The sequence below is a fragment of the Bacillota bacterium genome (genome assembly GCA_023511455.1).
In the GTDB taxonomy this organism is placed as follows: Bacteria; Armatimonadota; HRBIN16; order HRBIN16; family HRBIN16; genus HRBIN16.
The window spans coordinates 1-21704 of sequence record JAIMBJ010000037.1 but is presented as its reverse complement, the minus strand read 5'-3'; the positions used below and the strand labels follow the sequence as shown (position 1 = coordinate 21704).

18 protein-coding genes are annotated in these 21704 nt (G+C 59.3%); 12 read left to right on the top strand and 6 right to left on the bottom strand.

Annotated features, from left to right (window positions below; genetic code table 11):
* Window positions 1-2: 2 nt before the first annotated feature.
* The 3 genes from K6U75_14805 to K6U75_14795 are packed head-to-tail and all read right to left on the bottom strand — an operon-like array spanning window position 3 to window position 7266.
* The gene (locus K6U75_14805) at window positions 3-2879 is read right to left on the bottom strand and encodes a family 14 glycosylhydrolase (GenBank protein ID MCL6476312.1); all 2877 of its coding nucleotides are present in this window, start codon (window positions 2877-2879) and stop codon (window positions 3-5) included.
* Window positions 2880-2920: 41 nt separating this feature from the next.
* Window positions 2921-4258: a neutral/alkaline non-lysosomal ceramidase N-terminal domain-containing protein gene (locus K6U75_14800; GenBank protein MCL6476311.1), complete on the bottom strand. Its 1338-nt coding sequence runs from the start codon at window positions 4256-4258 to the stop codon at window positions 2921-2923.
* Entirely contained in the window at window positions 4249-7266 is a 3018-nt protein-coding gene (locus tag K6U75_14795; protein MCL6476310.1) for a DUF4091 domain-containing protein, read from the bottom strand. Before K6U75_14795 ends, K6U75_14800 begins: the two co-directional genes overlap by 10 nt.
* A 301-nt stretch (window positions 7267-7567) precedes the next feature.
* Between K6U75_14795 and K6U75_14790 the strand changes: the two genes are divergently transcribed.
* From K6U75_14790 to K6U75_14760, 7 genes are all read left to right on the top strand, one after another.
* Window positions 7568-8443 (top strand): DUF1559 domain-containing protein, encoded by an 876-nt coding sequence (locus K6U75_14790; GenBank protein ID MCL6476309.1) that lies wholly within the window; start codon window positions 7568-7570, stop codon window positions 8441-8443.
* A 13-nt stretch (window positions 8444-8456) separates the two neighbouring features.
* Window positions 8457-8636 carry a hypothetical protein gene (locus K6U75_14785; protein MCL6476308.1) on the top strand — a complete coding sequence of 60 codons (180 nt, stop codon included), beginning with the start codon at window positions 8457-8459 and terminating at the stop codon, window positions 8634-8636.
* Window positions 8637-8785: 149 nt separating this feature from the next.
* A complete protein-coding gene (locus K6U75_14780) occupies window positions 8786-8989 on the top strand; it encodes a hypothetical protein (GenBank protein ID MCL6476307.1) in 204 nt (67 codons plus the stop codon).
* 8 nt (window positions 8990-8997) lie between these two features.
* The gene (locus K6U75_14775; protein ID MCL6476306.1) at window positions 8998-9540 is read left to right on the top strand and encodes a hypothetical protein; all 543 of its coding nucleotides are present in this window, start codon (window positions 8998-9000) and stop codon (window positions 9538-9540) included.
* A 392-nt stretch (window positions 9541-9932) separates the two neighbouring features.
* Window positions 9933-10346 carry a hypothetical protein gene (locus K6U75_14770; GenBank protein MCL6476305.1) on the top strand — a complete coding sequence of 138 codons (414 nt, stop codon included), beginning with the start codon at window positions 9933-9935 and terminating at the stop codon, window positions 10344-10346.
* The gene (locus K6U75_14765) at window positions 10346-10852 is read left to right on the top strand and encodes a hypothetical protein (GenBank protein ID MCL6476304.1); all 507 of its coding nucleotides are present in this window, start codon (window positions 10346-10348) and stop codon (window positions 10850-10852) included. The genes K6U75_14770 and K6U75_14765 overlap by 1 nt, the downstream gene beginning before the upstream one ends.
* Before the next feature lie 17 nt (window positions 10853-10869).
* Entirely contained in the window at window positions 10870-11934 is a 1065-nt protein-coding gene (locus K6U75_14760) for a peptidyl-prolyl cis-trans isomerase (GenBank protein ID MCL6476303.1), read from the top strand.
* A 39-nt stretch (window positions 11935-11973) separates the two neighbouring features.
* Here K6U75_14760 and galT read toward each other — a convergent pair whose 3' ends face one another.
* Together galT and K6U75_14750 are read right to left on the bottom strand one after the other, a co-directional pair.
* Window positions 11974-12996: a galactose-1-phosphate uridylyltransferase gene (galT, locus tag K6U75_14755; protein ID MCL6476302.1), complete on the bottom strand. Its 1023-nt coding sequence runs from the start codon at window positions 12994-12996 to the stop codon at window positions 11974-11976.
* A 38-nt stretch (window positions 12997-13034) separates the two neighbouring features.
* Window positions 13035-13529 carry a PaaI family thioesterase gene (locus tag K6U75_14750; protein ID MCL6476301.1) on the bottom strand — a complete coding sequence of 165 codons (495 nt, stop codon included), beginning with the start codon at window positions 13527-13529 and terminating at the stop codon, window positions 13035-13037.
* A gap of 182 nt (window positions 13530-13711) precedes the next feature.
* Here K6U75_14750 and K6U75_14745 point away from each other — a divergent pair, with 182 nt between their 5' ends.
* A complete protein-coding gene (locus tag K6U75_14745) occupies window positions 13712-16786 on the top strand; it encodes a heparinase II/III-family protein (protein MCL6476300.1) in 3075 nt (1024 codons plus the stop codon).
* A gap of 65 nt (window positions 16787-16851) precedes the next feature.
* Here K6U75_14745 and K6U75_14740 read toward each other — a convergent pair whose 3' ends face one another.
* Entirely contained in the window at window positions 16852-17478 is a 627-nt protein-coding gene (locus K6U75_14740; protein MCL6476299.1) for a hypothetical protein, read from the bottom strand.
* A gap of 204 nt (window positions 17479-17682) precedes the next feature.
* Here K6U75_14740 and K6U75_14735 point away from each other — a divergent pair, with 204 nt between their 5' ends.
* Genes K6U75_14735 through K6U75_14720 form a run of 4 tightly spaced genes read left to right on the top strand, consistent with a single transcriptional unit; the run spans window position 17683 to window position 21629 of the window.
* Window positions 17683-19263: a tetrathionate reductase family octaheme c-type cytochrome gene (locus tag K6U75_14735; protein ID MCL6476298.1), complete on the top strand. Its 1581-nt coding sequence runs from the start codon at window positions 17683-17685 to the stop codon at window positions 19261-19263.
* On the top strand, window positions 19260-19910 hold the full coding sequence (locus K6U75_14730) for a cytochrome b/b6 domain-containing protein (GenBank protein MCL6476297.1): 651 nt from the start codon (window positions 19260-19262) through the stop codon (window positions 19908-19910). The genes K6U75_14735 and K6U75_14730 overlap by 4 nt, the downstream gene beginning before the upstream one ends.
* A complete protein-coding gene (locus tag K6U75_14725) occupies window positions 19907-20425 on the top strand; it encodes a YeeE/YedE family protein (GenBank protein MCL6476296.1) in 519 nt (172 codons plus the stop codon). Before K6U75_14730 ends, K6U75_14725 begins: the two co-directional genes overlap by 4 nt.
* Before the next feature lie 10 nt (window positions 20426-20435).
* The gene (locus tag K6U75_14720; GenBank protein MCL6476295.1) at window positions 20436-21629 is read left to right on the top strand and encodes a YeeE/YedE family protein; all 1194 of its coding nucleotides are present in this window, start codon (window positions 20436-20438) and stop codon (window positions 21627-21629) included.
* Window positions 21630-21704 lie beyond the last annotated feature (75 nt).

The following is a 21704-nucleotide window of genomic DNA, read 5'->3' as shown; positions in this document are numbered from 1 at the left end:
TCCTACCGCCTGCCGAAGCGGTAGCCAGCGATGCTGGGGTCGTTCGTCAGTATCACGAAGTCCGCGGCGCAGGGGATGTTCTTGGGCGCTTCTATCTCCAGCGTGTGCGTGCCCCTGGTTAGCGTTACCGCCTCGGTTGCTAGCACGTCCATACCCTCCATCGCGGGCGCATCCTGTACCCGAAGCGGCTTGCCGTTCAACACCACGCGCGGTGCGACCATCTTGCCTTGCGCCACACACCGGATGAACAGGGTATAGCGTCCCTCGTTTTGAATGGGGAACCGGGTTCGGATAGAGCTGCCTGCCGGTAGCCACACGCAGGTTTCTCCTGTGCCGGGGCTGCAATCGGGCTGGGCGCGTTTCTTCTGTCCGCGCAGGTCGGTAAAGCCTTCGCACTGCAACAGGAGTTCGCGCGGCAACTCCGTGAACGGAACCACCGCCATTCCGCCGGGCGGTATCTGCACCCGGACATCTCCGGGAGGGGGTGGTTGCACCTGCGGGTAGCCCGCAAAAGTCTCACGGGTGAAACGCAACGTGCGCGTTATCGGCTGGTCGGTGGTGTTGAACAAAAGGATACGGTCGGTGAGCAGGGCGGTGAGGATACCGTCTGCCACATCATCCACCAGCGGAGCATTGCGGGCGGAGGGCAAAAGGTCGGGAAGGCGGTACACCAGCCGCCGCAGCACCTCGATGTAGGCACTGATGCCATCCTGCGCCCTCCGCACCGGCACGAATACGCACAGCCCTTTGCCCAGCCGCTGCGCCCAGCGAGTAGATAACACCTGTGAGTCAATCTGGTAGGTGTAACGTCCTCGCGGCGCGGTGTCCAGTGGAGGCTGCGCGGAGTCCATCGCCGTCAGCCGGATTTCCGCGATGCGCACCCCTCGCCCCGGCTTGGCACCTTGAGGGGAAAGCATATAGAAGAAAAGCACAGGCACAGTGTCCGCCTTCACCATTTCCGCCGGGATGACGAATTTGTATACCGTCTCGCCGGGGCTGTCCAGATAACCCAGCAGGTTTTGATTCAGGCGTACCGCAGTGCGCACTCCGTGCTGCTCTTGCGGCACGATGGCACGGATGGTGAGGCTGTATGCCTGTCCAGACTGGAGCAGCAGCGACACCTGCGCGCTCGCGCCCGTCCACCGCCAGCTGCGCTCGCCCTCCTTCTCCGGAGGCGACCAGTCGCCCTGCAAAAACTCCGCCGTCACCGGGTCGTCCATGCGCAAGACGTACCCGCCCGCCGGCACCTCGCCGCGGAAGGCAGGCTTCAAGGTTTGCAGCCGGCCCGCATAGCCGAACAGGGTGCGCCACGCGGTGCCGTCGCCCTCCACATTGGTAACCTTGCCGAAGTCGTATGCGGCGACCACGCCTCCAGCCTGCACCCACTCCACGATTTTGTCCAGCACGTCCTGCTCCACCACAGTGCCTTCCCAGAATACCAGCAGGCGGTATCGCTCCAGCGCGCCGTCGCGGATCATCCGCTCGTCCACGATGTCGAAGGCGAAGAGGTCGCGTGCCTGCTTACAGCCCAGTCGCAGCGTCGGTGCTTCCCCCACATCTGCCAGACGCACAGCGGTCGATGGGTAGAACATCGCGACGTCCACCACTGGCTGCCCGACGACAAAGTGGCGCAGGTTCTGCTCGTAGACGGGTTCGTTCCTCGTGGCGTTCACTGCCCAGTCAAAGAAGCCCGACGCCCCCTGCGCCACTGCCTCGAACAGCGCTTCCGCCTGTCGCTTTGCATCCAGCGTGCCCGGCGTTTCCAGCCACAACGGCACACCGTAGAAACGGCAGGCAGAGGCAATCCGCGCCAGCAGGAAGCTTTCGTTATCGGCAAGAGGGAGGTAGCCCGCGTGAACCGAACGCACCGCCACGCCGTACCGCGCCGCCACCTTCACCAGCGCGGAGATATCTGCCCCGTAGCGCACGTCTTCATCGGGAAAACCGAGGGGCAGGATGCGCAGGGTGCGCGGGAAGTAACGCTGCGACAGGCGGCAGACGATGTCGGCAAGGTAGGTCACGCCGTTGGAGTACCAGCTGACAAAATCCAGCCACCATCTCCGTCCTTCGGCAGGGGATTTGGGATAGCGGATGTCTTCCTCTTTCGCAAACGGCGTGCCCCATGCTTTGTTCAGGGCGTCAAGGCTCCCATACTTGCGCAGCATCGCCTTCTGAAAGTTGACGCGCGCCTTCTGGTCGCCGCACCAGAAGCCTTTGTGGTTATGCGCCTTACCGAAGCGTCGCTCCCAGTCCTCACGTTGTTCTCGCGATGCCATGCGCGCGCCGGAGAACAGCCCCGCCTCGCCGTAGTCCCCGTGAACGCCCAGCACCAGCGCGCTGACCCGCGGCGTAGCACCGCCAAACTGCCTCGCTAAAGCCGACCATTGCCTGTCCAGCCAGTTGCCGAATAACGGTTCCCATGGAGAGAGTGCGGGTATCTCCTCGTTATGCTCCACACACCGGGTGAGGGCAGGTTTCTCCTTCTCGATGTACCATTTGGGGGGAAAGGCACAGTGGGGGAATAGCGTGAACAAAAAACCTTCTCGTCTGGCTTGCTCGTAAACCTCTTCGGCAGCGATCCAGTCCCACTGCCCTGCAGAAACTTCGTTGCTGGCAAGGTGGTCGGTATCATACTGCCACAGCGAAAAGCCCAGCAGACGGAGTGTGGGGAACCATTCCGTTTTGGCTCCGCCGAAGCTGAAGACGACTCGCGCTCCGGGCTTTGGAGGCTGTGCCAGCGCGTCCGCGGAGGAGGGTGTTACATAAACCCGCACAAACCGGCGGACATCCACCTGTGATGCGCGCTGTCCACCTGAGGCTCCCGCAACCAGTAACAGAAAAACTCCCGCGACTAACCACAGCCAGCGTTTGCACTTCATAATACTACCATTCGTGGGGCAGTGAGGAGTTCCTGCTGCAGCTATCCCATATCCGTTGCGTAGGGCGTCCAGTCGGGGTGAGGTACGTCCAGCATCGCGTATACCTCTTCCCGAATCAGCCGCTCGCAGTCGGAGGACACCATCAGCGTGCCATAGTAACGGTAAGCCATATCCACTTCATACCCGCCGAGGAGGTAGTCCGCCGCGGTTGGAATGTATCCCCAGCAGCCGTTACTGTACCCCAGCGTGATGGTGGGTTTATGTGGGGACTGCCGTTCGAAGTCGAGGGCGTACTGCACAAACATCTCCGCAGGGAACGCCAGCAGATGCACATCGCCGAGGCGCAGGTGCTGTATCTCGAGCGGCATCGTACGGGGCTCTTGCTTCTCCACAGCCAGCAGAAGGTCCTGCGCCCACCGCACCATATCGCGCCGCCACATCAGCACTCCCAGTGGCGCGCCCTCTTCCTCTGCACGCTGTAAATCCTCCTCTGCCTGGCGCAGGTGTTGCTGTGCCTCCTCCACAGGCGGAAAAACGTAGGGTAGCTGCACCGTGCGCAAACTGCCCGAGACGGGCACTGCTTCCACAGGTTCGGACAGGTGCGAGGCAACCACCACCGCCGCCCCGAGTATCTCTCCCAGCTTGCGTGCGTGCGCAAAGGTGGCTCCTGTATGTACGGGGTTGATGTTTCCCGCGCAGCCCTGCAGGAACATCGGCGTGCCCGTTCCCGCACGGCGCAGGAAATCGCACGCCGCGCCAGGATAGTCTGCGGTCACCCACAGATTTTGCCCGCCCAACACGACCGGATGAGCGGCATAAGCAAAAAGCACCGCCAGCGGGTTGCCGTCCTCGCGGTCGACGCGCAGCACATCGACATAAGGCTGGACGAAACCTTTTGGGTTCTGCCCGATTACCGTTTTGCCATCGCGCCGCTCCCGGCGGTTGATGCCGATTTGCACCGGGGCGCGTTCCCAGCGCAGGCTGACCGGCTCCAGCATATCCACTGCCTGTTGCACTGCACCCACCAGCTTGCGCGCCATGATGTTGCAGTAGAGCTCATCCCGCTCGCCCATCGTGCGGAAGGTGCGTGTGGCAGGACCCGAATGCGTGTGCGAGCAGTTCAGTAGCAGCCGCTCCGGGGGGATACCTACCTTGCGGTACACGCCGTCCCGGATGATTTCCACCAGATCGAAGTCCAGCGCAATCAGGTCCATGCTGACGACACATGCCAGGCTGATTCCGTCGTCCAGTACCAGCGCGCGAGCGTGCAGTTCGTCGTGGATGCCGATACACCCGCTGGAGCGACCGGCGAACCCTGCCAGCCACACCCCGACGGGTGGGGTAATATTGGTTTCACAGACGGCAGCTTTCAGCGCCATGTTCCTCCCTCCTGAGCAACGGTGGAACCGCCGCGCTCTATCTTCTGCAGTCGTTCAATCATCCTCGCTATCTTACGCCGATGCTCCAGTAGCGGGCGGGGGTCGGTGGTGAAGTGCGTCAGGTCTTTGGAGATATGCTCAGGGACCTCCAGCAGCTTTTCCGCCTCTTTCAGCAGACTTTCGGGCGCCTTGCCCCGCAACCGCTCAATCTGCTTTTGCAAGATGACGAAGTATTCGTAGTCCTCCACGCCATCGCGCAGGTTTTCCCAGCGTATCGATGGAGATGGAGGCTCGATAGCGGGAGAATGCTGCCCATTCGGGTCGCGACGCGGAGGATACAGGAACCGCCCGTCGCCATTGCCCCAGAACTGCTTCGTGCCCTGCGGTACGCCGTAGCCACTGACGTAGCTCATCGGGTCTTCCCACGGGTTCTGCAGGCTGTCGGGGAAGGCAGTCGGACTGGTCCACCACGTGGTCTCCCAGATGAGAATACCCTGAATGCCGTATTGCCATGTCTGCCAGCCCCACAGGCGCATCTCCACGCCCGGATGCTCGATAAACAAGCCGATATACGGAGCACGGGGACCAGTGCAGATGTACCACCAGACCTCCTCGCCCGCCTTCTTGCGCTCCTCCGCCTTCTCGCGCGTCCACTCTGGCGTGAGACCACACCACAAGTCCACGTGTCCATACAGAGGCGGCTCAGGCTGTTCGGTGAGCATGCGGCGGATGCCGGGCGCGTGCCGCTTCAGTCGCTGCATCCCCTCGATGACGAACTCATAATCGCGCGGCTCCGGCTCGTCGAACCAGTAGACATACGCCTTGTCCAGCCAGCCCTTCTCCCGCAGGTGCGATTCTATCTGCCGCACATACTCGCCCCAGAGCCGCTCATATTCAGGGGTGCCCGCCTTGAACCCGCCAAACTCGCCCGGGTATCGCTCGAAGAACGTTCCACCGCCCATCCCCTCGATGGGCAGCACGAAGGCGTTGAAGCCTACCTCATCCAGATAGTAGGACGCCGCTTTGTCGAACTCGCTGAAATCCACGATGACCTTTTTGTCTGCGCCCTCTCCTTCGAAGCGCACACGGATGGGCGCATGAGCGTAGAACGAGTAGGGGGCGATGCGGTGTTCCGCAAAAGAGCGCATGTACAAATCCCATACCTGCTTTTCCTGCTCCGCGTTCTGAAGATGGTGATACCGCTTGATATTCCATGCACCGATTCCAAAGCCGCTGCGCAGCGTGGGCGACTTCGGCAGAGTGAAGTCGAACACGGTCAGCTTCAGTGGTACAGTGATTCTGCCGCGATTGGTGTGGATGGTGACCGAGCCCTGATACTCGCCAGCGGGCGCGCTCTCGGGAACGTATACCAGTATCCATATCGCCTGATTGCGGTTATGTGGAAGCGTAAACGGCGTTTTCAACGGCGGCAGGGGGTCGGGGTACTCGCCGGGCGCGCCGAGACTGTCGCTGGGATGCTCGACCTGCACTGTTGCCACCTCGTGCAGCCGAATCTGCGAGGCAGGGATGCGCGTCTGTGACCCCACGAGGTCGGTAACGGAGACGCTTTCGATGACGGTATTGGCTTCCTTTGCGCGCAGCACCAGCTGCGCGGGCTCGAATTCATTGCGGGCGGCTTCTATCTCGATGGCGGCAGCTTTGCCTGTTGGGGCGGGTCGATCGCGTCCCACCTTCCATGCGCCTTCACACCACCACACATCGCCAAAGCCGACCGGCGCAGCGAGCGGGTAGCCGTAATGGGGCTCTTCCACTACCATTGTGGTGACCTCCGTCTGGGCAGAGTACACGACAGACCTTCCTGACGTGGCACGGATGGCGACGGTATGTTTGCCAGCAGGAAGACGGCTGAGCGTCCACTCAGTGGTCGCCTGGCGGTTGGGCTGTAGCGAGATGCGCCCGAGCGTCTTCCACTCTCCATTCACGCCCAGCGCAATCTGCAGCTGCTGCCTGGTGGGTTGTCGGTTCTCCCAGCGGACACGCAGCAGGTCCGATTCGGCAAACCACTGCGCCTGCAATCTGGGAGACGTCTGACGTTGCTCGACGATCAGGGTTCGTCCGTGTCGCGACGCTCCTTGATAGTCTACCTCCGCCTGCAGCTGATAGGAATCCACGATGCCAACCCCAGCGGGGCTGTCGCTTTCTGCGGAGAGCCGAACATACAATTGCCGTGTGGGGAACAGGCTTTCGGGCAGTTGCACTACCATACTGCCCTCCTTTTCCGAGCGCGCCACGGGCTGCCACTGCTGTCCGTTGATACTAACGCTCACTACCACCGTGGCGCTACTGTGCCGTTCTCTGTTGACCGTTACCGTTGCCTGTCTTATGCGGAACGGTAGCGCATACCTGTAGATAACTTCCTGCCCCTTGCTGATGACCCAGCGGTTGGTGTTGAAATATGCCGTTTGCCTCCAAAGGGTGCGGTGGATAGTGGTACCGAACCATGACATCACGTGGGTATCCGTATACCGACCAGCACGCAGGCTTTCGCCCTCGCCAAGCGTCAGGTTGCCCCATTGCCGGTGAACGGCTTGCGCAGGCGACAGTTCCATGCGGTCGAACCACACCGTGCCGTTCCAGTGCCAGTGTCCTACTCGCGCAAAAAGTGGCGATGTTTCGGGGCATCGAAAGGCGAAAGCATACTCCGTCCACTGGTTTGGTACGGGGAAGTCGTGGTTCGTAGCGTTGGTTCCGCTGACGATAACCCCGCCCCTGCCTTCGCCACGCGCCCGAAAGCGAAAGACATATGCCTGCCCAGTCTGGAGGTTCACTGGCGTGCGCCAGTACGCGCTATCCTGCCCCGCGCCGCGCACCCCGAGCACCTGCCTGCCATCGGCTTGAGTGCGAAACACGCTTGGCAGCACCTTCCAGTCAGCAGGTACGTGAGAGGCATCTCCTGTTTGCCATTCCGACAGCGGTGGTAGCAGGTTTTGCGCCGCTGCCCCCAAACACATCACAAACAGCAACATCATCGGCAAGAAAACACGCATCGCTGCCACTCCCTTCCTCCGCCAGATTGTGCCCCGAAGCGGGGTACAATCGCCTCAGCCGAGCCACTCCAGACTTATTGAGCAATCTTTTCGACAAGAGCTGCAGGACTCCTGCAGAAGCTGCTGTTCTCTCCATAAATTGAGCGAGTCAAAATTTTCAAAAACACTTGACCTTTTTGGCGAAAGGGAGTATTATAGAATCGTGAATACGTATTCTCAAGTGGTAAGAAGTTCTCTCTTGCGGCGACAAGCGGTTGGCAACAACCGTGAGCATACTATCACCATAAAGGGGGTTACTTCTATGATGAGGCGACACGCTTTCACGCTGATCGAGCTGCTTGTTGTTATCGCGATTATCGCGATACTGGCAGCCATTCTGTTCCCGGTTTTCGCCCAGGCACGCGACAAGGCACGCCAGACCGCAGACCTGAGCAACCTGAAGCAGATTGGGCTGGCCATCCAGATGTACGCCCAGGATTACGATGAGACGATGGCTCCTGCCGAAGGCTGGCGCCCGGACATTCAGGCGGACCCCGGTCAATTCGTCACCTGGATGGCGCTGGTGCTTCCCTACACCAAGAACCACCAGATTTTCCGCTCGCCGAAGTATGCCTTCCTGTATCCGGAGAGCATTGCCAACTGGTTGAACTACGGCTTGCACGGTGCGATGGTTCAGGGCACCGCACCTAATCGGGTATTGCCCATCTCCTACGCGGCGGTCAACCTGCGCTGGTCCACCTGGCCACACCAGACCACAGTCTCCGCGAACAACGGCTATGGAGGCAAAGGTGGGATGTACGCGTCATATCCGCAGTGGACGTCCGGTGATACCCCGGTAAGCCTCGCCTCTATCGAGGAGGTGGCAGGCACTCGCGTGGTGGTTAATGCCCTTTCGTACCATATCATTAGCGGGTGCGACCTAGACATTCTGGACGACAACGGGCAGCTGCCCTGCGGCTTCACCATGGTCACCTATCGTGATCCTGGTGGTAATGCTCCGTGGGCGGTTAACCTGAATCCGCCCAATCCCGATGTGCTGGCTCCGTTCGCGCGCAGGATGAACGTCGTCTTCGCCGATGGCCACGCCAAGTCTGTGCCATGGGGAATGGGATGTCCGCACGAGTACACCGTTGAAGCCGACCGCTCGCTGGTACCCCAGCGTTGCCGCCAGCAGTGATGGAGGTAATATCATGCGACGCGACATCCCGTTGCCGGTAGCTATAGGCATCATTGTGGTCATTCTGGCAGTGGTCGCGGTGATTCTGTGGAAACAAACCTCACCACCCACAGAAGGTGTGTTGAAGCGCTGGACACCTTATCCACAGATCCCAACGCGGACACAAGAGACGGTGCCTCAAACTACCAGATAATCCGAACGCGATTGCCGAGGGGCAGGTGCTATCACCACATACCTGCCCCTCTTACACGTCTGAACAAGTAAGACTCATTACCCGATAATAGTTACTGAGTGGCTTTTGCCGCATCCCCTTGGGAGGATGTGCAAAGGGGGAATGCCAGCATGAACCCCGACGATATCACCATCCGACCGGTCGTCTACGGCAACGCGGTCCGTCCCGTACACCGCGAAACGCCCTCGCGCGACTCGACAGGAGGACAACGCCCCTCCACACGCGAGCAAGCGGAAGCGGAGGAACCCCAAACGATGGAGGATGGCGAGCAGACACCAACTGAAGAGACTCACCTGATAGACCTGCGGGCATAGAGGAGACGATGGGCATTTTGGGATACCTGACCGCCGCAGAGGTAGAACCCTCGTTGTTTATCGGCGCGGCGATGAGTACGGACTCTTTCGGTCTGCCGGTGGAGTTTCGCTACACCGAGCCGGTGCGTGCTACACGCTTGCAGCGTATCCTGTACGGCAGTGCCCTGCACCGCTACCTGTGTCGCGAGGTGATTGCCACTACCCTGTTGCAGGCAATGGAGACGCACCCCAAGGTATGGATTGTGCAGGACGAGGTGTTGCTGGAGCCTCTGGAGGCAATGCACGCGCCTGTCGTGATGCTTTTTACCACCGAAATGGCACCCATGACCGACCTGGGCGCCACCATGCCCGCTGGCGAAGACGAAATGCTGGTACAGCTCTCTCTGGCGGGTGCGCCCGTGCGCATCCGTTTCGGCAATAAGGATGCCGCCATGCAACGTCAAGCGTTGGAGGTTCTGACAGCCGCCGCACGCACTATGGATGTACTGGAGCCACTGAGCCGCCTGCAACAGGCGGCGCGCGCCGTACAGGAGGAACAGGAAGTCGCTTGAGAATGTCGTGGTGGGGACAGTTCTGGCTCCGCGTGCTGACCTGGGTGCTTGTGGTCGATGCTCCCGAGGTGCATGGTGGGAACCTTGCTTTTGTCCCTCCGGCGCCCCTCCCCTTGCCTTTACGGCTATCACCCCCCAGCGTCCGGTGTTCTCGCCCCGCAAAGTGCAGGGTGAACACTCTCTCTGCACCGGCGCGAGTCTGCGCCATACGCTGTCTCTCCCGCCCCGAGGCACGAGTACTTGCCGCATGTGCCCCTTCCGTCAGGGCAAGGCTGCGCAGTGTGAGTGTCCACTCGGGTTGTCAGGTGCATCAACTCGTACTGGTGCGTGCAACCTTACCGGTTTCTCATCGCGTATTATTATGCAGACGTCTTCCCGTTGTTCGAGCGCGCGTGCACCTGCTGCCCAGGCAAGCTCAAACCCGTTCGGCAAAGTTGCGCTGGCAATGCCGGGCACAACAGGCAACCATCCAGCGATTCCGCAGCAGAGCGGTGCGTTCTTCAGTGGTATGGCGCCTGCCCATTGCCCGATACGCTGTGCCCTTGGAGCAGTTAACGGCAGAGTATCGTCGCCAGTGTCGGGAGGCATTGCAGCGAGCGGCGAAAGGATACGCGCGCGTTCAAAGCGTATACTACCCTGTGCCCGCGCACGCGGTGGCACGCATTGAGATTGACGAACGGATTGGAGTGCTGTACGTGCATCCTCGTTCCGAACGCGCCGACGCGGATGTTGCCTGCCTGTGGGTGGTATCGGGGGTGCAAGTGGCAGACGGTCGCCCCGTGCGAGCGTTGTTCAGGGTGATGTGATGGAGTTCTTTTTTCTGCTGGCACAAGCTGCTCTGCTCGTTCTGGCGGGCGTGATGGTGTTGCGCGTGCGCGATGAGCTCCATCTGCTGGTACGTCAGGCGACCTCGCAACAGCAGAACGAGCAAATAGAACGGCTGCATGAGGAACTGCGCCAGACCCTGCAGGAGGTGCGCGCAACCCTCCACGAGGGTGTTGCCCGGCTGGAAGAGAGAATCCAGAGGGCAGAGCAGGTATTGCACGAGCTGGAGGCACATACGGGGAACAGCGCAACGCAGGCGGTTGCCAACCTGCAAAACGAGCCTCACCGCGTTCCGGTAGAGCGCATCCTGGCACTGGCGGATGAGGGGTGTGATGTCCAGGAGATTGCGCGCCGAACCGGCGTGGCAGAAGGTGAGGTCTCGCTGGTCGTGCAGCTGCGAATGCCACGCGCAGGACAGCAACGTGCTGGCTCCGAAGCGGTGCCATCCGACGAAATAGTCCAGAAGAACGAGGGAACGGACGAATGAGAGGAGAACGAACCATCATGCGAAAAGGGCTGCTGCTATGCATCGTGCTTCCGGTGGGGATTCTACTGGCGACCACCGGCTGCGGCAGGAAAACGGTCGGTGAAGTCAACGATAATCCCATTAGCCAGGCGGAGTACTACAAAACACTGGAGCGGATGGCGGTTCCGCTCACGCAGGGCGAAAACCCCGTGCGCGACCCGGCTACCGGTCGCATCATCCGCGAACAGGCGGGGTATCTGGCTCTGCGAATGCTGGTAGACCGCCGCATTATCCTGCAGATGGCAGAGAAAGAGAAGGTAATGCCCACCGAAGACGAGGTTAAAAAAGAGCTGGAACGCCAGAAAAAACTGCCGGGCTTCAACGAACGCCTGAAGACGCTCGGCTACACGCAGGACGACCTGAAAGAGGACATCAAAGTGGAGCTGGCAGCCTTCAAGCTGATTACCAAGGGCATTACCGTCAGCGATGACGAGGTGAAGAAGGCGTACCAGCAGAACATCCAGCAGTTCACTATCCCGGCGCAGGTGCAGGTCGCGCTGATTCTCGTGGACAATCGCAAGACACTGGACGAAGTGCAGGCAATGTTGAAAAAAGGCACCGATTTCCATGTCGTAGCGGTGCAGAAGTCCATGAAGCTGCCCAATATGCCTCAGGGCGGCGTCTGGCTGCGCGAGACCGATGATACTTTCAAGCAGTTTCCTCAGCTGTGGCAGACGCTGCAGAAAACACCGGTTGGTAGTGTGACCTCACCGCAGCCCCTCAGGCTGCCGGGCGCGCAGGGCAAAGTGGTGAACGGATGGGTGCTGTTTAAAGTGCTGGACAAGAAGGACCGACAGGTGCGCCCGTTCGATGAAGTGAAGGAAGACCTGCGCCGTCTGCTGATGCAGGCAAAAAGCAAGCGCAACCTGGGACGCGAACTGATGCAGATGCGAGCACAGGCGAAGGTATCGTTCGAGATACCTCGCTTTAACCGCCGCTGGCAGGAGGAGATGAAGCAGTTGCAGCAGCAGCTTCAGGAGGCCCAACCCTCACCTGCCTTACCTGCCGTCCCCACACCGACACCCGGAGGCGCAACACCTTAACGAACGGGGCACTCCCTGCGGAGGAGTGCCCCTTTTGCTCTATATTCCGAGCTGACGCACCTGTTCGCGCAAGTAATCCGCGGTCTCCTCAGGAATGGCGGTGGTGATATAGATGCCACTTCCCAGCTCGAACCCGGCAGGCGTGGTCAGGCGAGGCACGATTTCAATATGCCAGTGATAGTAATCCATGCAGCTATCGCGCAGCGGAGCAGTGTGCAGTACGGCGTTGTAGTCGGGGTTATTGGCCGCGCGGTAGAGCAACAACAGGGTGCGCTGCAACACATCCGCCAGAAACGTCACATCCTCAGCCCGCGCATCCGCCACAAAGGACGCGCTGTGCCGGCGTGGCAGTATCATCAGCTCAAAGGGGAAGCGTGACGCGAAGGGCGCCAGTACCACGTAATGGTCTGTGGTCAACACGACACGCTCTTCGCACTCCAGCTCCTTCTCCAGCATGTAGCAGTACACGCAGGTCACCCGGTCGTCGTAGAAGCGGCGGGCTTCCTCAATCTCCTCGCGGATGTTGGTGGGCACAATGGGCGTGGCAATCAGCTGCGAGTGGGGATGCACCAGCGAAGTACCCGCCCCGGCACCGTGATTGCGAAACACCTGCACGAAAGCAATACGGTTATCCTGTGCTAATGTACGCATCCGCTGCAGTAATGCCTGCAGCACCAGCTGCACATGCTCCTGCGGCAGGGTTGCCAGAGTCTGATTGTGCTGGGGCGTCTCGATAATCACCTCATGAGAGCCATAGCCGTTAATGGTGGTGAAAATCTCGGGATGTTTCACCTCCCATTTGGCTGAAGTGGAGAGCGCGGCAAACTTGTTGGGCACCACACGCACTTTCCAGCCGGGCTGGTTGGGTTCGCTCCCGTTGCGCAGAGCGTACACCTCAGGGGGAGTTTGCCCCTCGTTTCCCTCACAGAAAGGACAGTCATCCCGGTGGTCCGGTTCCTCCTGCACCACCATCTGTTTCAGAAACTGATGTGGACGCTTTGCCCGCTCTTTGGAGACGATGACCCACCGCTTGGTGGCGATGTCCTGACGCAGTTCGGACACGGTCGCTCACTCCTTTCGTGTGTTTCCCGCAACAGCTTTCACTCCGTGTAGTGAAAACGGCGCAGCAGCTCTTCCGGCGAGAGTGCATCCGGATCGTGTATCATCAACTTCAATATCTCCACAGTGCGTTCCTTGCCGATAGAGACGTATTTACCGATAGCTCGCACATACACCGTGCCCTTCTCGTCCACAATCTCGCCATGCGTGTACCATACCCTGCCCCGCCTCTGGGTCATTTGCGCCCGCGCGGTCAGCGGGGTGTGCAAAGGCACCGGCTTGAGGAAGCGCGTATTGATTTCTGCCGAAACACTGAACTCTCCCGTTTGCATGGTCGCCGCCCAGCCCATCAGCTCATCCAGTATGCTCATCAAAGCGCCGCCATGTGCGATGCCCGGGTAGCCCATCTGCTCTTCACGCAAAACCAGCGGCACATAAGCGCCGTGTTCATCCGCGTAAAAGCGAACGTTCAACGCTTTCGGATTGCTCTCCCCGCAGACGAAACAGGTATGTGAGTGCGGCAACTTGCACGGCATCTGTCTTCTGCACCTCCATCTGCTTTAGTCACTTGCAGGATACAATTACCGAATGCACAGGCAGGAATCCTGTGTTGTTTCCGGACGGCTGTCAGGATATCCTCATGTTGGTCACCGCTCGCGGCAGCGGACAGGAACTCTCCTTACCTCCCGCCAAATTGTATTGTTGGAGGAATGCTTCTATGCGTGTGCTACTGACGATTCTGGTCACCGCGGTGTGTCTTGGCGTCGCGGTGGGAAAGGCGGATACCGTGCCCAAGAAAACCATTGCTCTGTTCACCCCTGAGCAGATACAACGTGCGCGGCATCGTCTGGCGAATGAAGAACCTGCCCGTCAGGCTGTGCAGGGTATCCTGCAAATGGCGCAGCAGTGGGTGCAATTCAGCGACGATCACCTGCGTGAGACCATCCCACCGCCTCAGGTTCCGCGTGCCTTCAACATCAGCTTCTCGGGATGCCCGGTGTGCGGCAGGGAGACCTTCAAGTATGGCAACTACGGCTTCGAGACCCCGCTGGAGAAGCCATGGAAGGTCATCTGCCCCAACTGCAAGAGTGAGTTCCCTTCCAATGACTTCAGCGCATTCCTGAAAAGCGGCATGAAAGACCGCTCCCTGCTGACCGGCGACTACCCTGACGATGGCTGGGGCTGGAAAAAGCCCGGTGAGGAGAAGAAGTACTGGTTCGTTGCATACTACTGCCACTGGCACTGGATGCGCCATATCATCCCCGCTGTACACAGTCTGGCATGCGCGTACCTGCTGACAGGCGATAGCCGTTACGCACACAAAGCGCTGGTTATGCTCTGTCGCATCGCGGAATACTATCCCGAGATGGACCACAATAAACAGTCTCGCTACGCCACCGAGTTCCAGCCTTCATACACGGGCAAAATCGTTAATGCCATCTGGGAGACAGGCGTTGCCACCAACCTTGCGGAGGCGGTGGACTTCGTATGGGACGCTATCGACAGCGACACCGAACTTCAGCGTTCACTGGGCAAAGATGCGGAAGGGATTCGTCAGCACCTCTACCGCAACCTGTTGATGGAGTTCATCAAAGCCATCAAGGAGTACCGTATCTCCGGCAACTACGGGATGCATCAGAAGACACTGCTCACCAGTGCCATCGTCTCACAGGACCCCGAACTGTTGCAATGGTGCGTGGACTATATACTGAACAATACCGGCGACCGCTATACGCACGAGGGACTGCAGTTTGCCCTTGCCAACCTTTTCTTTCGCGAGGGCATGGGACACGAATCCGCGCCCGGATACCACTTCCTCTGGAACAAGGAGGTAGCGCACATCTGCGACTATCTGTTGAGAGCGAACGTCAACCTGTTTGGACACCCCACTGTCAAGAGGCTGTTTTATTATCCGTTTGAGATGAGCGCAGCAAAGGGTTTCACCCCCACTATTGGCGATTCGGGCAGCGTGGATGTTTCGCGCATTGACCTGCCCGCATGGATGGCGGAAATCGCTTATCGCCAGTACGGCGACCCGCTGTTCTATCCCCTGCTCCCCAAGCCACAGGACAACGCGGGGCGCGCCTACACACAGTTCACGGACCTGTTCCAGCCTGATTTTCCGCCTGCACCCTCTGCCCAGCCTGACACCTCGCCCTACGAGCGTTCGCGCCTGCTGGGCGACTACGGACTGGCAATCTTGCGTGGCGGGCAGGGCGAAAACCAGCGCGCGCTCACGCTATACTACGGCTGGGCAGGGGGTGGACATGGACACTACGACAGGCTCAACATCGAACTTTTCGCCTTCGGCAAAAAGCTGTTGCCCGACCTGGGCTATCCGCAGTTTGCCGCCGATGACCCCGAGCCGCCCGGCTGGACGCAACACACCGTCAGTCACTGCACGGTGATGGTAGACGCACAGCGTCAGGCAAACCTCGCCAGAGGACGCCTGCACCGGTTCGCACAATCCGCATGGGTAAAGTTCGTGGATGCCTCCGCGGAAAGCGTCTATCCCGGCAGGGCATCGCTCTACCGCCGGCAAACGGCGATGATAGACCTTCCCAGCGCCGACGCCTTCTACGCGGTGGACGTGTTCCATGTGCAGGGAGGCAAGCAACACCATTATTCCCTGCACCTGCCCGGCACAGAGGTGGTGTTCAAAGGCATTGCTTTCCCGGAACCGCGCACAGGAACCCTCGCCGGTGAGGAAGTGCCCTTTGGGAAGATGTACGACGACCCTCAGCGTGCGAATGCCACCTCAGGCTTTCACGGCTACGCCGGCAGCGGCTTCGCTTTCCTCACTGACCCGCAGGAAGCACAGAGCGACCGCTCCTGGCTGGCAAGCTGGCGACAGGACGATATCCGCCTGCGTATCCACTGGTTGCCCACGCAGCAGATGCATTTCATCGCCTGCAACGGCTACCCGAAGGGCAACCGTGCTAATCCACCGCTCAAGTACCTAATTGCCCACACGCAAACCAAAGGGGTAGAGCCGCTGCGCAGTACCTTTGTGACGGTGATCGAGGCAGCGAGGAGCACTCCGCTCATTCGCAGCACGCATCTGCTTCCGCTTGCGCCTGACAGCGCAGATACCGTTGCAATAGAGGTTAACCATCGGTACGGAAGGGATGTGGTCTTCCTGTCCCTCACGCCCGAAAGGCGAAGGGAGCTACCCGACGGTATTGCGTGCAGCGCAGCGTTCGCTGTAATGCGCTTCGGCAACGAAGGCAATCTCCGGCAGGCTTTCGTCACCGGCGGAGAAGCCACCTGTGGCACATGGAGATTGCAAGCGCACGACCTCAAAGGGAACGTGGAGCAGGTATTACCCGACAAGCACGAGGTGGTGGTGAACCTGCGTGGCAACATCGGCGACGAGGACCTTCTTCATCGCCTCATCCTGTTCAGAGCGGGGGAGCATCAGGCGGAATACGAGATATTTCGCGCCACACGCGAGGGTAAGAGGTGGCGACTGTGGCTGGGTGATTATGAGTTCCTGCGTGGCAGGGCGCTCGTCGGTGAAATAGACGAAGCACAGCGCACCGTCCGTACGCCGACCGTCCTGGCTCTGGACGCCGTCGCGCTTGTAAAGGGCATGGCAGTGAGTAATGAAGCACGCACCGCGTGGTGGCGGCTGAAATCTACCCGGCGAGGGGAGGTCGCGCTGGATGGAGACGCTTCCCTTACCTCGTTGCGGGCAGATGCGGACGGTGACGGTCGCGCCGTGCTGCTCGTATGGGATTTCGGTACAGGCGACAGCGTGCTTATCCCCGGACAGGCGGATTATAGGCGATAGCACCCTCTCGGGGGCAACCACTCAGGATTGCCCCCTTCTGTCAGCATGGTCAACCGTTTAGAACGCTACGGGAACATTCCCTGTAGCGCCTTGCTCAGTTCCTGGGGCTTCACCCCCAGTGCGACGGCGATAGCGGGCCAGCTCTGCCTTAACTGCCGCATTTCAAACACCCGCTCCGGCGAAGCGTTTGCCGCTTTGGCGATACCGTATGCCAGAATGAGGGAACTCAGCGTGTAGCCCTTCTCGCGGTAGCGCATCACGTCGGACTGAGATGCCTTGAAAAACTCCACAATGCGCTGAATCACCCACTGCTCCTGCCCGCTGCGCACTACCGACTTCTCCGCGACCGCCAGCAGAGTCTGCGCCAGCGCTACTTCCACGTCCACCCCCACACGCTCGCTCAGCACCTTACCCTGTTGCTCCAGTTCGGGATACTGTTGACCTACCTCCACTTCACGAATGACCCTTTTCATCAGCTCGGTCAGCGCGGCAACGTCGGTGCGCACCTGTCTGCCTGTTTCATCCGCTTCACGCACCAGCTTCTCCACCAGCGCATCTCCGGCAGGCTGGGTGACCGGTGGTTGCGCGGATGGTTGCGACCGCAACGGCTGGATGCTGCTGCCCAGCAGGAAACCGATGAATAGCGCCAGCACGATACCACCCGCCGTCTGGAAAGAAACATGTCTTCTCATCTCACGACCTCCCCGATTAGTATATCTCCTTTGTCCGAAGCGCATTTCTGGCTCGCTCTTCTGCCCCGGTACTCAGCATATCACCGCAGATCCACGCTGTCAAGGAATCCACCCCTTGATTTTCTGAGTCTAATCTGATAGAAACATAGTAAAGCCATTAGATGAAATAAACAAAGGGCTGAACTGCCCGGCAGGGGGTGGAACATGAGACAGGCGATACCGATACTGGCAACGATTGTACTGGTAGTTGTGGTGGCGGCGGTAGCGGCACTCACTCCCAGAGAGACTCCCCCTGACCCTCTCTCTCAGCTGCGCGCACGATATTCAAAGAGCCACGAGCCTTCTGTAGACCACAGCAGGTTTCCGCAGCTGCAGAAAGAGTTCAAGAAACCTCAGGAAGTCACGGAAGCCTGTATCAGCTGCCATAACGGACGACACATTGAGGTGATGAACTCCAACCACTGGAACTGGGAGCGTGAGGAGTATATTCCGGGGCGCGGAGTGGTGTATCTGGGCAAAAAGAACGCGGTCAATAACTTTTGCCTCGCTGCCGAAGGAAACGAGCTCGCCTGCGCCAAATGCCACGTCGGATTCGGAATGACCTCAGTGAAGACTTTTGATTTCAACGACCCGCGCAACATCGACTGCCTCGTTTGCCACGACGGTACAGGCACATACGCCAAGGCATCCAATGCCGGTGGCGCACCAAGCCCCGACGTGGACCTCGCGCTGGTCGCCACCAGCGTAGGACGACCCCAGCGGAGTAACTGTGGCGTCTGTCACTTCTATGGAGGCGGAGGCAATAACGTCAAGCACGGCGACCTGGAGGAAGCACTGTTTGAGCCATCCAAGGATGTGGACGTGCACATGGCGGTAGACGGTATCAACCTGCAGTGCGTGGACTGCCACATTACGGAAAAACACATGATTCGGGGGCAGCTCTATTCGCTTTCCTCCATGAACCGCAACAGGGTGACCTGCGAACAGTGCCACACCAGCACACCGCACGAGAACGAACTGCTGAACGAGCACACACTGAAAGTGGCTTGCCAGACCTGTCATATCCCAGTTTACGCCAAGGTGAACGCCACCAAAATCTACTGGGACTGGTCTACAGCAGGCAAACTTCGGGACGGCAAGCCCTACCGCGAGACCGATGAAGACGGCAACATCACCTACCTGTCGGAAAAAGGCACCTTCCGCTGGGCAAAGAACCTGAAACCGGAATACGTCTGGTTCAACGGCACTGCCACCCACTACCTGCTGGGCGACAGGATAGCCGATCCTACGAAACCCGTGGAGCTGAACAGACTCAACGGCTCCTACGCGGACCCGGACGCCAAAATCTTCCCGGTGAAGGTAATGCGCACCAACCAGTGCTTCGACCCGGTATACAGCATTCTGGCTGCGCCCAAACTGTTCGCACCAAAACCGGGCGAGGGGGCGTTCTGGAAAGATTTCGAGTGCATCCGCGCTATCGAGGTGGGCATGAAAGAGCGTGGGCTGCCCTTCAGCGGACAGCTGGGCTTCATCGAGACCATCATGTACTGGCCCATCAACCACATGGTCGCGCCGAAGGAGAAAACGGTACAGTGTAGCGAGTGTCATACGCGACACGGAAGTCGCATTGCCAACTTGAAGGATTTCTACCTGCCGGGCAGGGACTATTCGCCTCTGGTGGACACGACTGGCAAAGCGTTCATTACCTTGACGCTGCTGGGGGTACTGGCGCACGGCGGCTTGCGTATCGCCACAGCCGTGAAACGTCGTCGGGAGGGACAATGATGAAAAAACGTGTTCAGATATACACCGGCTTCGAACGGTTCTGGCACTGGATGCAGGCGATACTGGTGCTCTTCCTTGCCCTTACGGGCTTCGAGATACACGGCTCGATCCGCTTCTTTGGCTTCGAGGAGGCGGTCAGATACCACAACATCGCCGCATACCTGCTGATTGCGCTTATCGTCTTCGCCATCTTCTGGCACTTCACCACCGGGCAATGGAGGCAGTACGTGCCCACTCTGGAAAACATGCGCGCTCAGCTGGAGTACTACGTATTCGGCATCTTCCGCAACGCGCCGCATCCTACCAAAAAGACGGTGCTCAGCAAGCTCAATCCCCTGCAGAAACTCACCTACTTTCTGCTGAAGGTGTTTCTCTTTCCGCTGGTCGTGGTTTCTGGCTTGCTGTACATGTTCTATCGGTACCCGACGCGCTATGGAATCGAAGCGATTAACATCGAGTCGCTGAGGTTCATCGCCATTGCACACACTCTCGGCGCGTTTCTGATGGTGGCATTCGTGATACTGCACGTGTACATGACCACTACCGGTGAGACCGCGCTGTCCAATCTGCGCGCCATGATTACCGGCTACGAGCACATCGAAGAGCCAGAGCCAGCACCTACCGCTCAGGAGGCAACACAGTCATGAGTGAAAGCAAGTACATGAACCCTTACGTGGCGGGCACTTTACTGGGACTGTTGCTGATTGCCACTATCTACATCACGGGACGAGGATTGGGAGCCAGCGGCGCCATCAAGAGCTTCACCGTCGCAGGAGTGCAGGCGGTAGCCCCCGCACACGCTCAAAACGCCAGGTTCTACGCGGAGTACATTCAGGAACACCCGGGAGGCAACCCGCTGAAGAACTGGCTGGTATTCGAGGTTATCGGCGTGGCGGTGGGGGCTTTCTTGTCCGCGCTGGCAGCGGGAAGACTGAAGCTGATGACCGAGGCAGGTCCCCGTGTAGCCGCTCGCACCCGATGGATTGCCGCCTTTGTGGGGGGCATTCTATGGGGCATCGGCTCGCAGCTGGGCAGAGGTTGCACCAGCGGCGCGGCACTTAGCGGGATGGCAGTCATGGCAACAGGCGGTATCCTGACTATGGTAGCTATCTTCGCGGGGGCGTATGCTTTCGCCTATTTCTTCCGCAAACTGTGGACATAGGAGGGCGTCGATGGGACCGTTAGTGCCAAACCTCATCAGTGAGAACCTGAACTATATCCTTGCCTTCTTCATCGGTATTGCTTTCGGGGCGATTCTGGAGCAGGCAGGGTTTGGCTCCTCGCGCCGACTCGTAGGGCTGTTTTACGGCTACGACTTCACTGTGTTGCGGGTGTTTTTCACCGCAGGGGTGGTGGCAATGGTCGGTGTGATGGCGCTGAACCACTTTGGCTTGCTGGACATGAGCCAGGTGTATATCAACCCCACCTATCTCTGGTCTGCCATAGTGGGCGGGATCATCATGGGACTGGGCTTCGTGGTGGGGGGATATTGTCCGGGCACCAGTTTCTGCGCCGCTTCCATCGGCAAGCGCGATGCGATGGTGTTCATCGTGGGCGCGCTGGTGGGGGTGCTTCTCTTCGGGGAGAGCTATCCCCTGCTGGAGGGCTTGCACAAAGCCGCCTACCTGGGAACACCACGCATCTATGAAACGCTGGGCATCCCGGCAGGGCTTTTCGCCTTCCTCATGGTGATGTTCGCTCTGCTCGCTTTTGGCATCGCCTCGGTGGTGGAACGCAAGGTCAAGGGCGTCCAGCCCATCCTGCCTCGCTGGAATCCGGCGCGGGTGGGAGTAGTGGCCATGGGTGTATTGCTGGCACTTTCCGCCTTCTCCTTCACCGACCGCAAAGCGAGCCTGTTGCAGATGGTGCAAAACGAGCAATTCGTGCGCTCCTATCCGGTCGAGGTGATGACCGTAGACGAGTTCGCCTTCCGCTTAATGGATGACACCGACGACCAGATACAGGTGATAGACTTCCGTCCTCGCGAGGAGATTTCCAAAGGACGGTTACCCAAATCGTACCCCTTCACAGTAGATAACCTGTTCGAGCAGGAGCCTTCGCGGCTACTGCGTGTGCGGGGCAAAATCAACGTATTCGTGGCGAACGATGAATTGACCGAAAGGCGTATGGCGGTCATCGCCCAGCAACTGGGCTTCAAGCGTATCCGGATTCTGGAAGGCGGGTTCGAGAAGTTCCGTCAGGACATCCTGAACTTCGAGCCACCGGCTCCGCCCAAGCACATGTACGAGGAGTTCACGTACCGCTTCCGCCAGCGAGCGAAGGAGAAACTACCAGAGCTAATACGCGAAGAAGAGCTTGCACCTGCCGAGCCTGAAAAACCGAAACGCAAGCTGGGCGGGTGTTAGCTGTTGTTACCAATGGCGAGTCACATTTAATTCCCAGTTTGAAATGTCACATATCCAAACGCTTCGATGGTATCA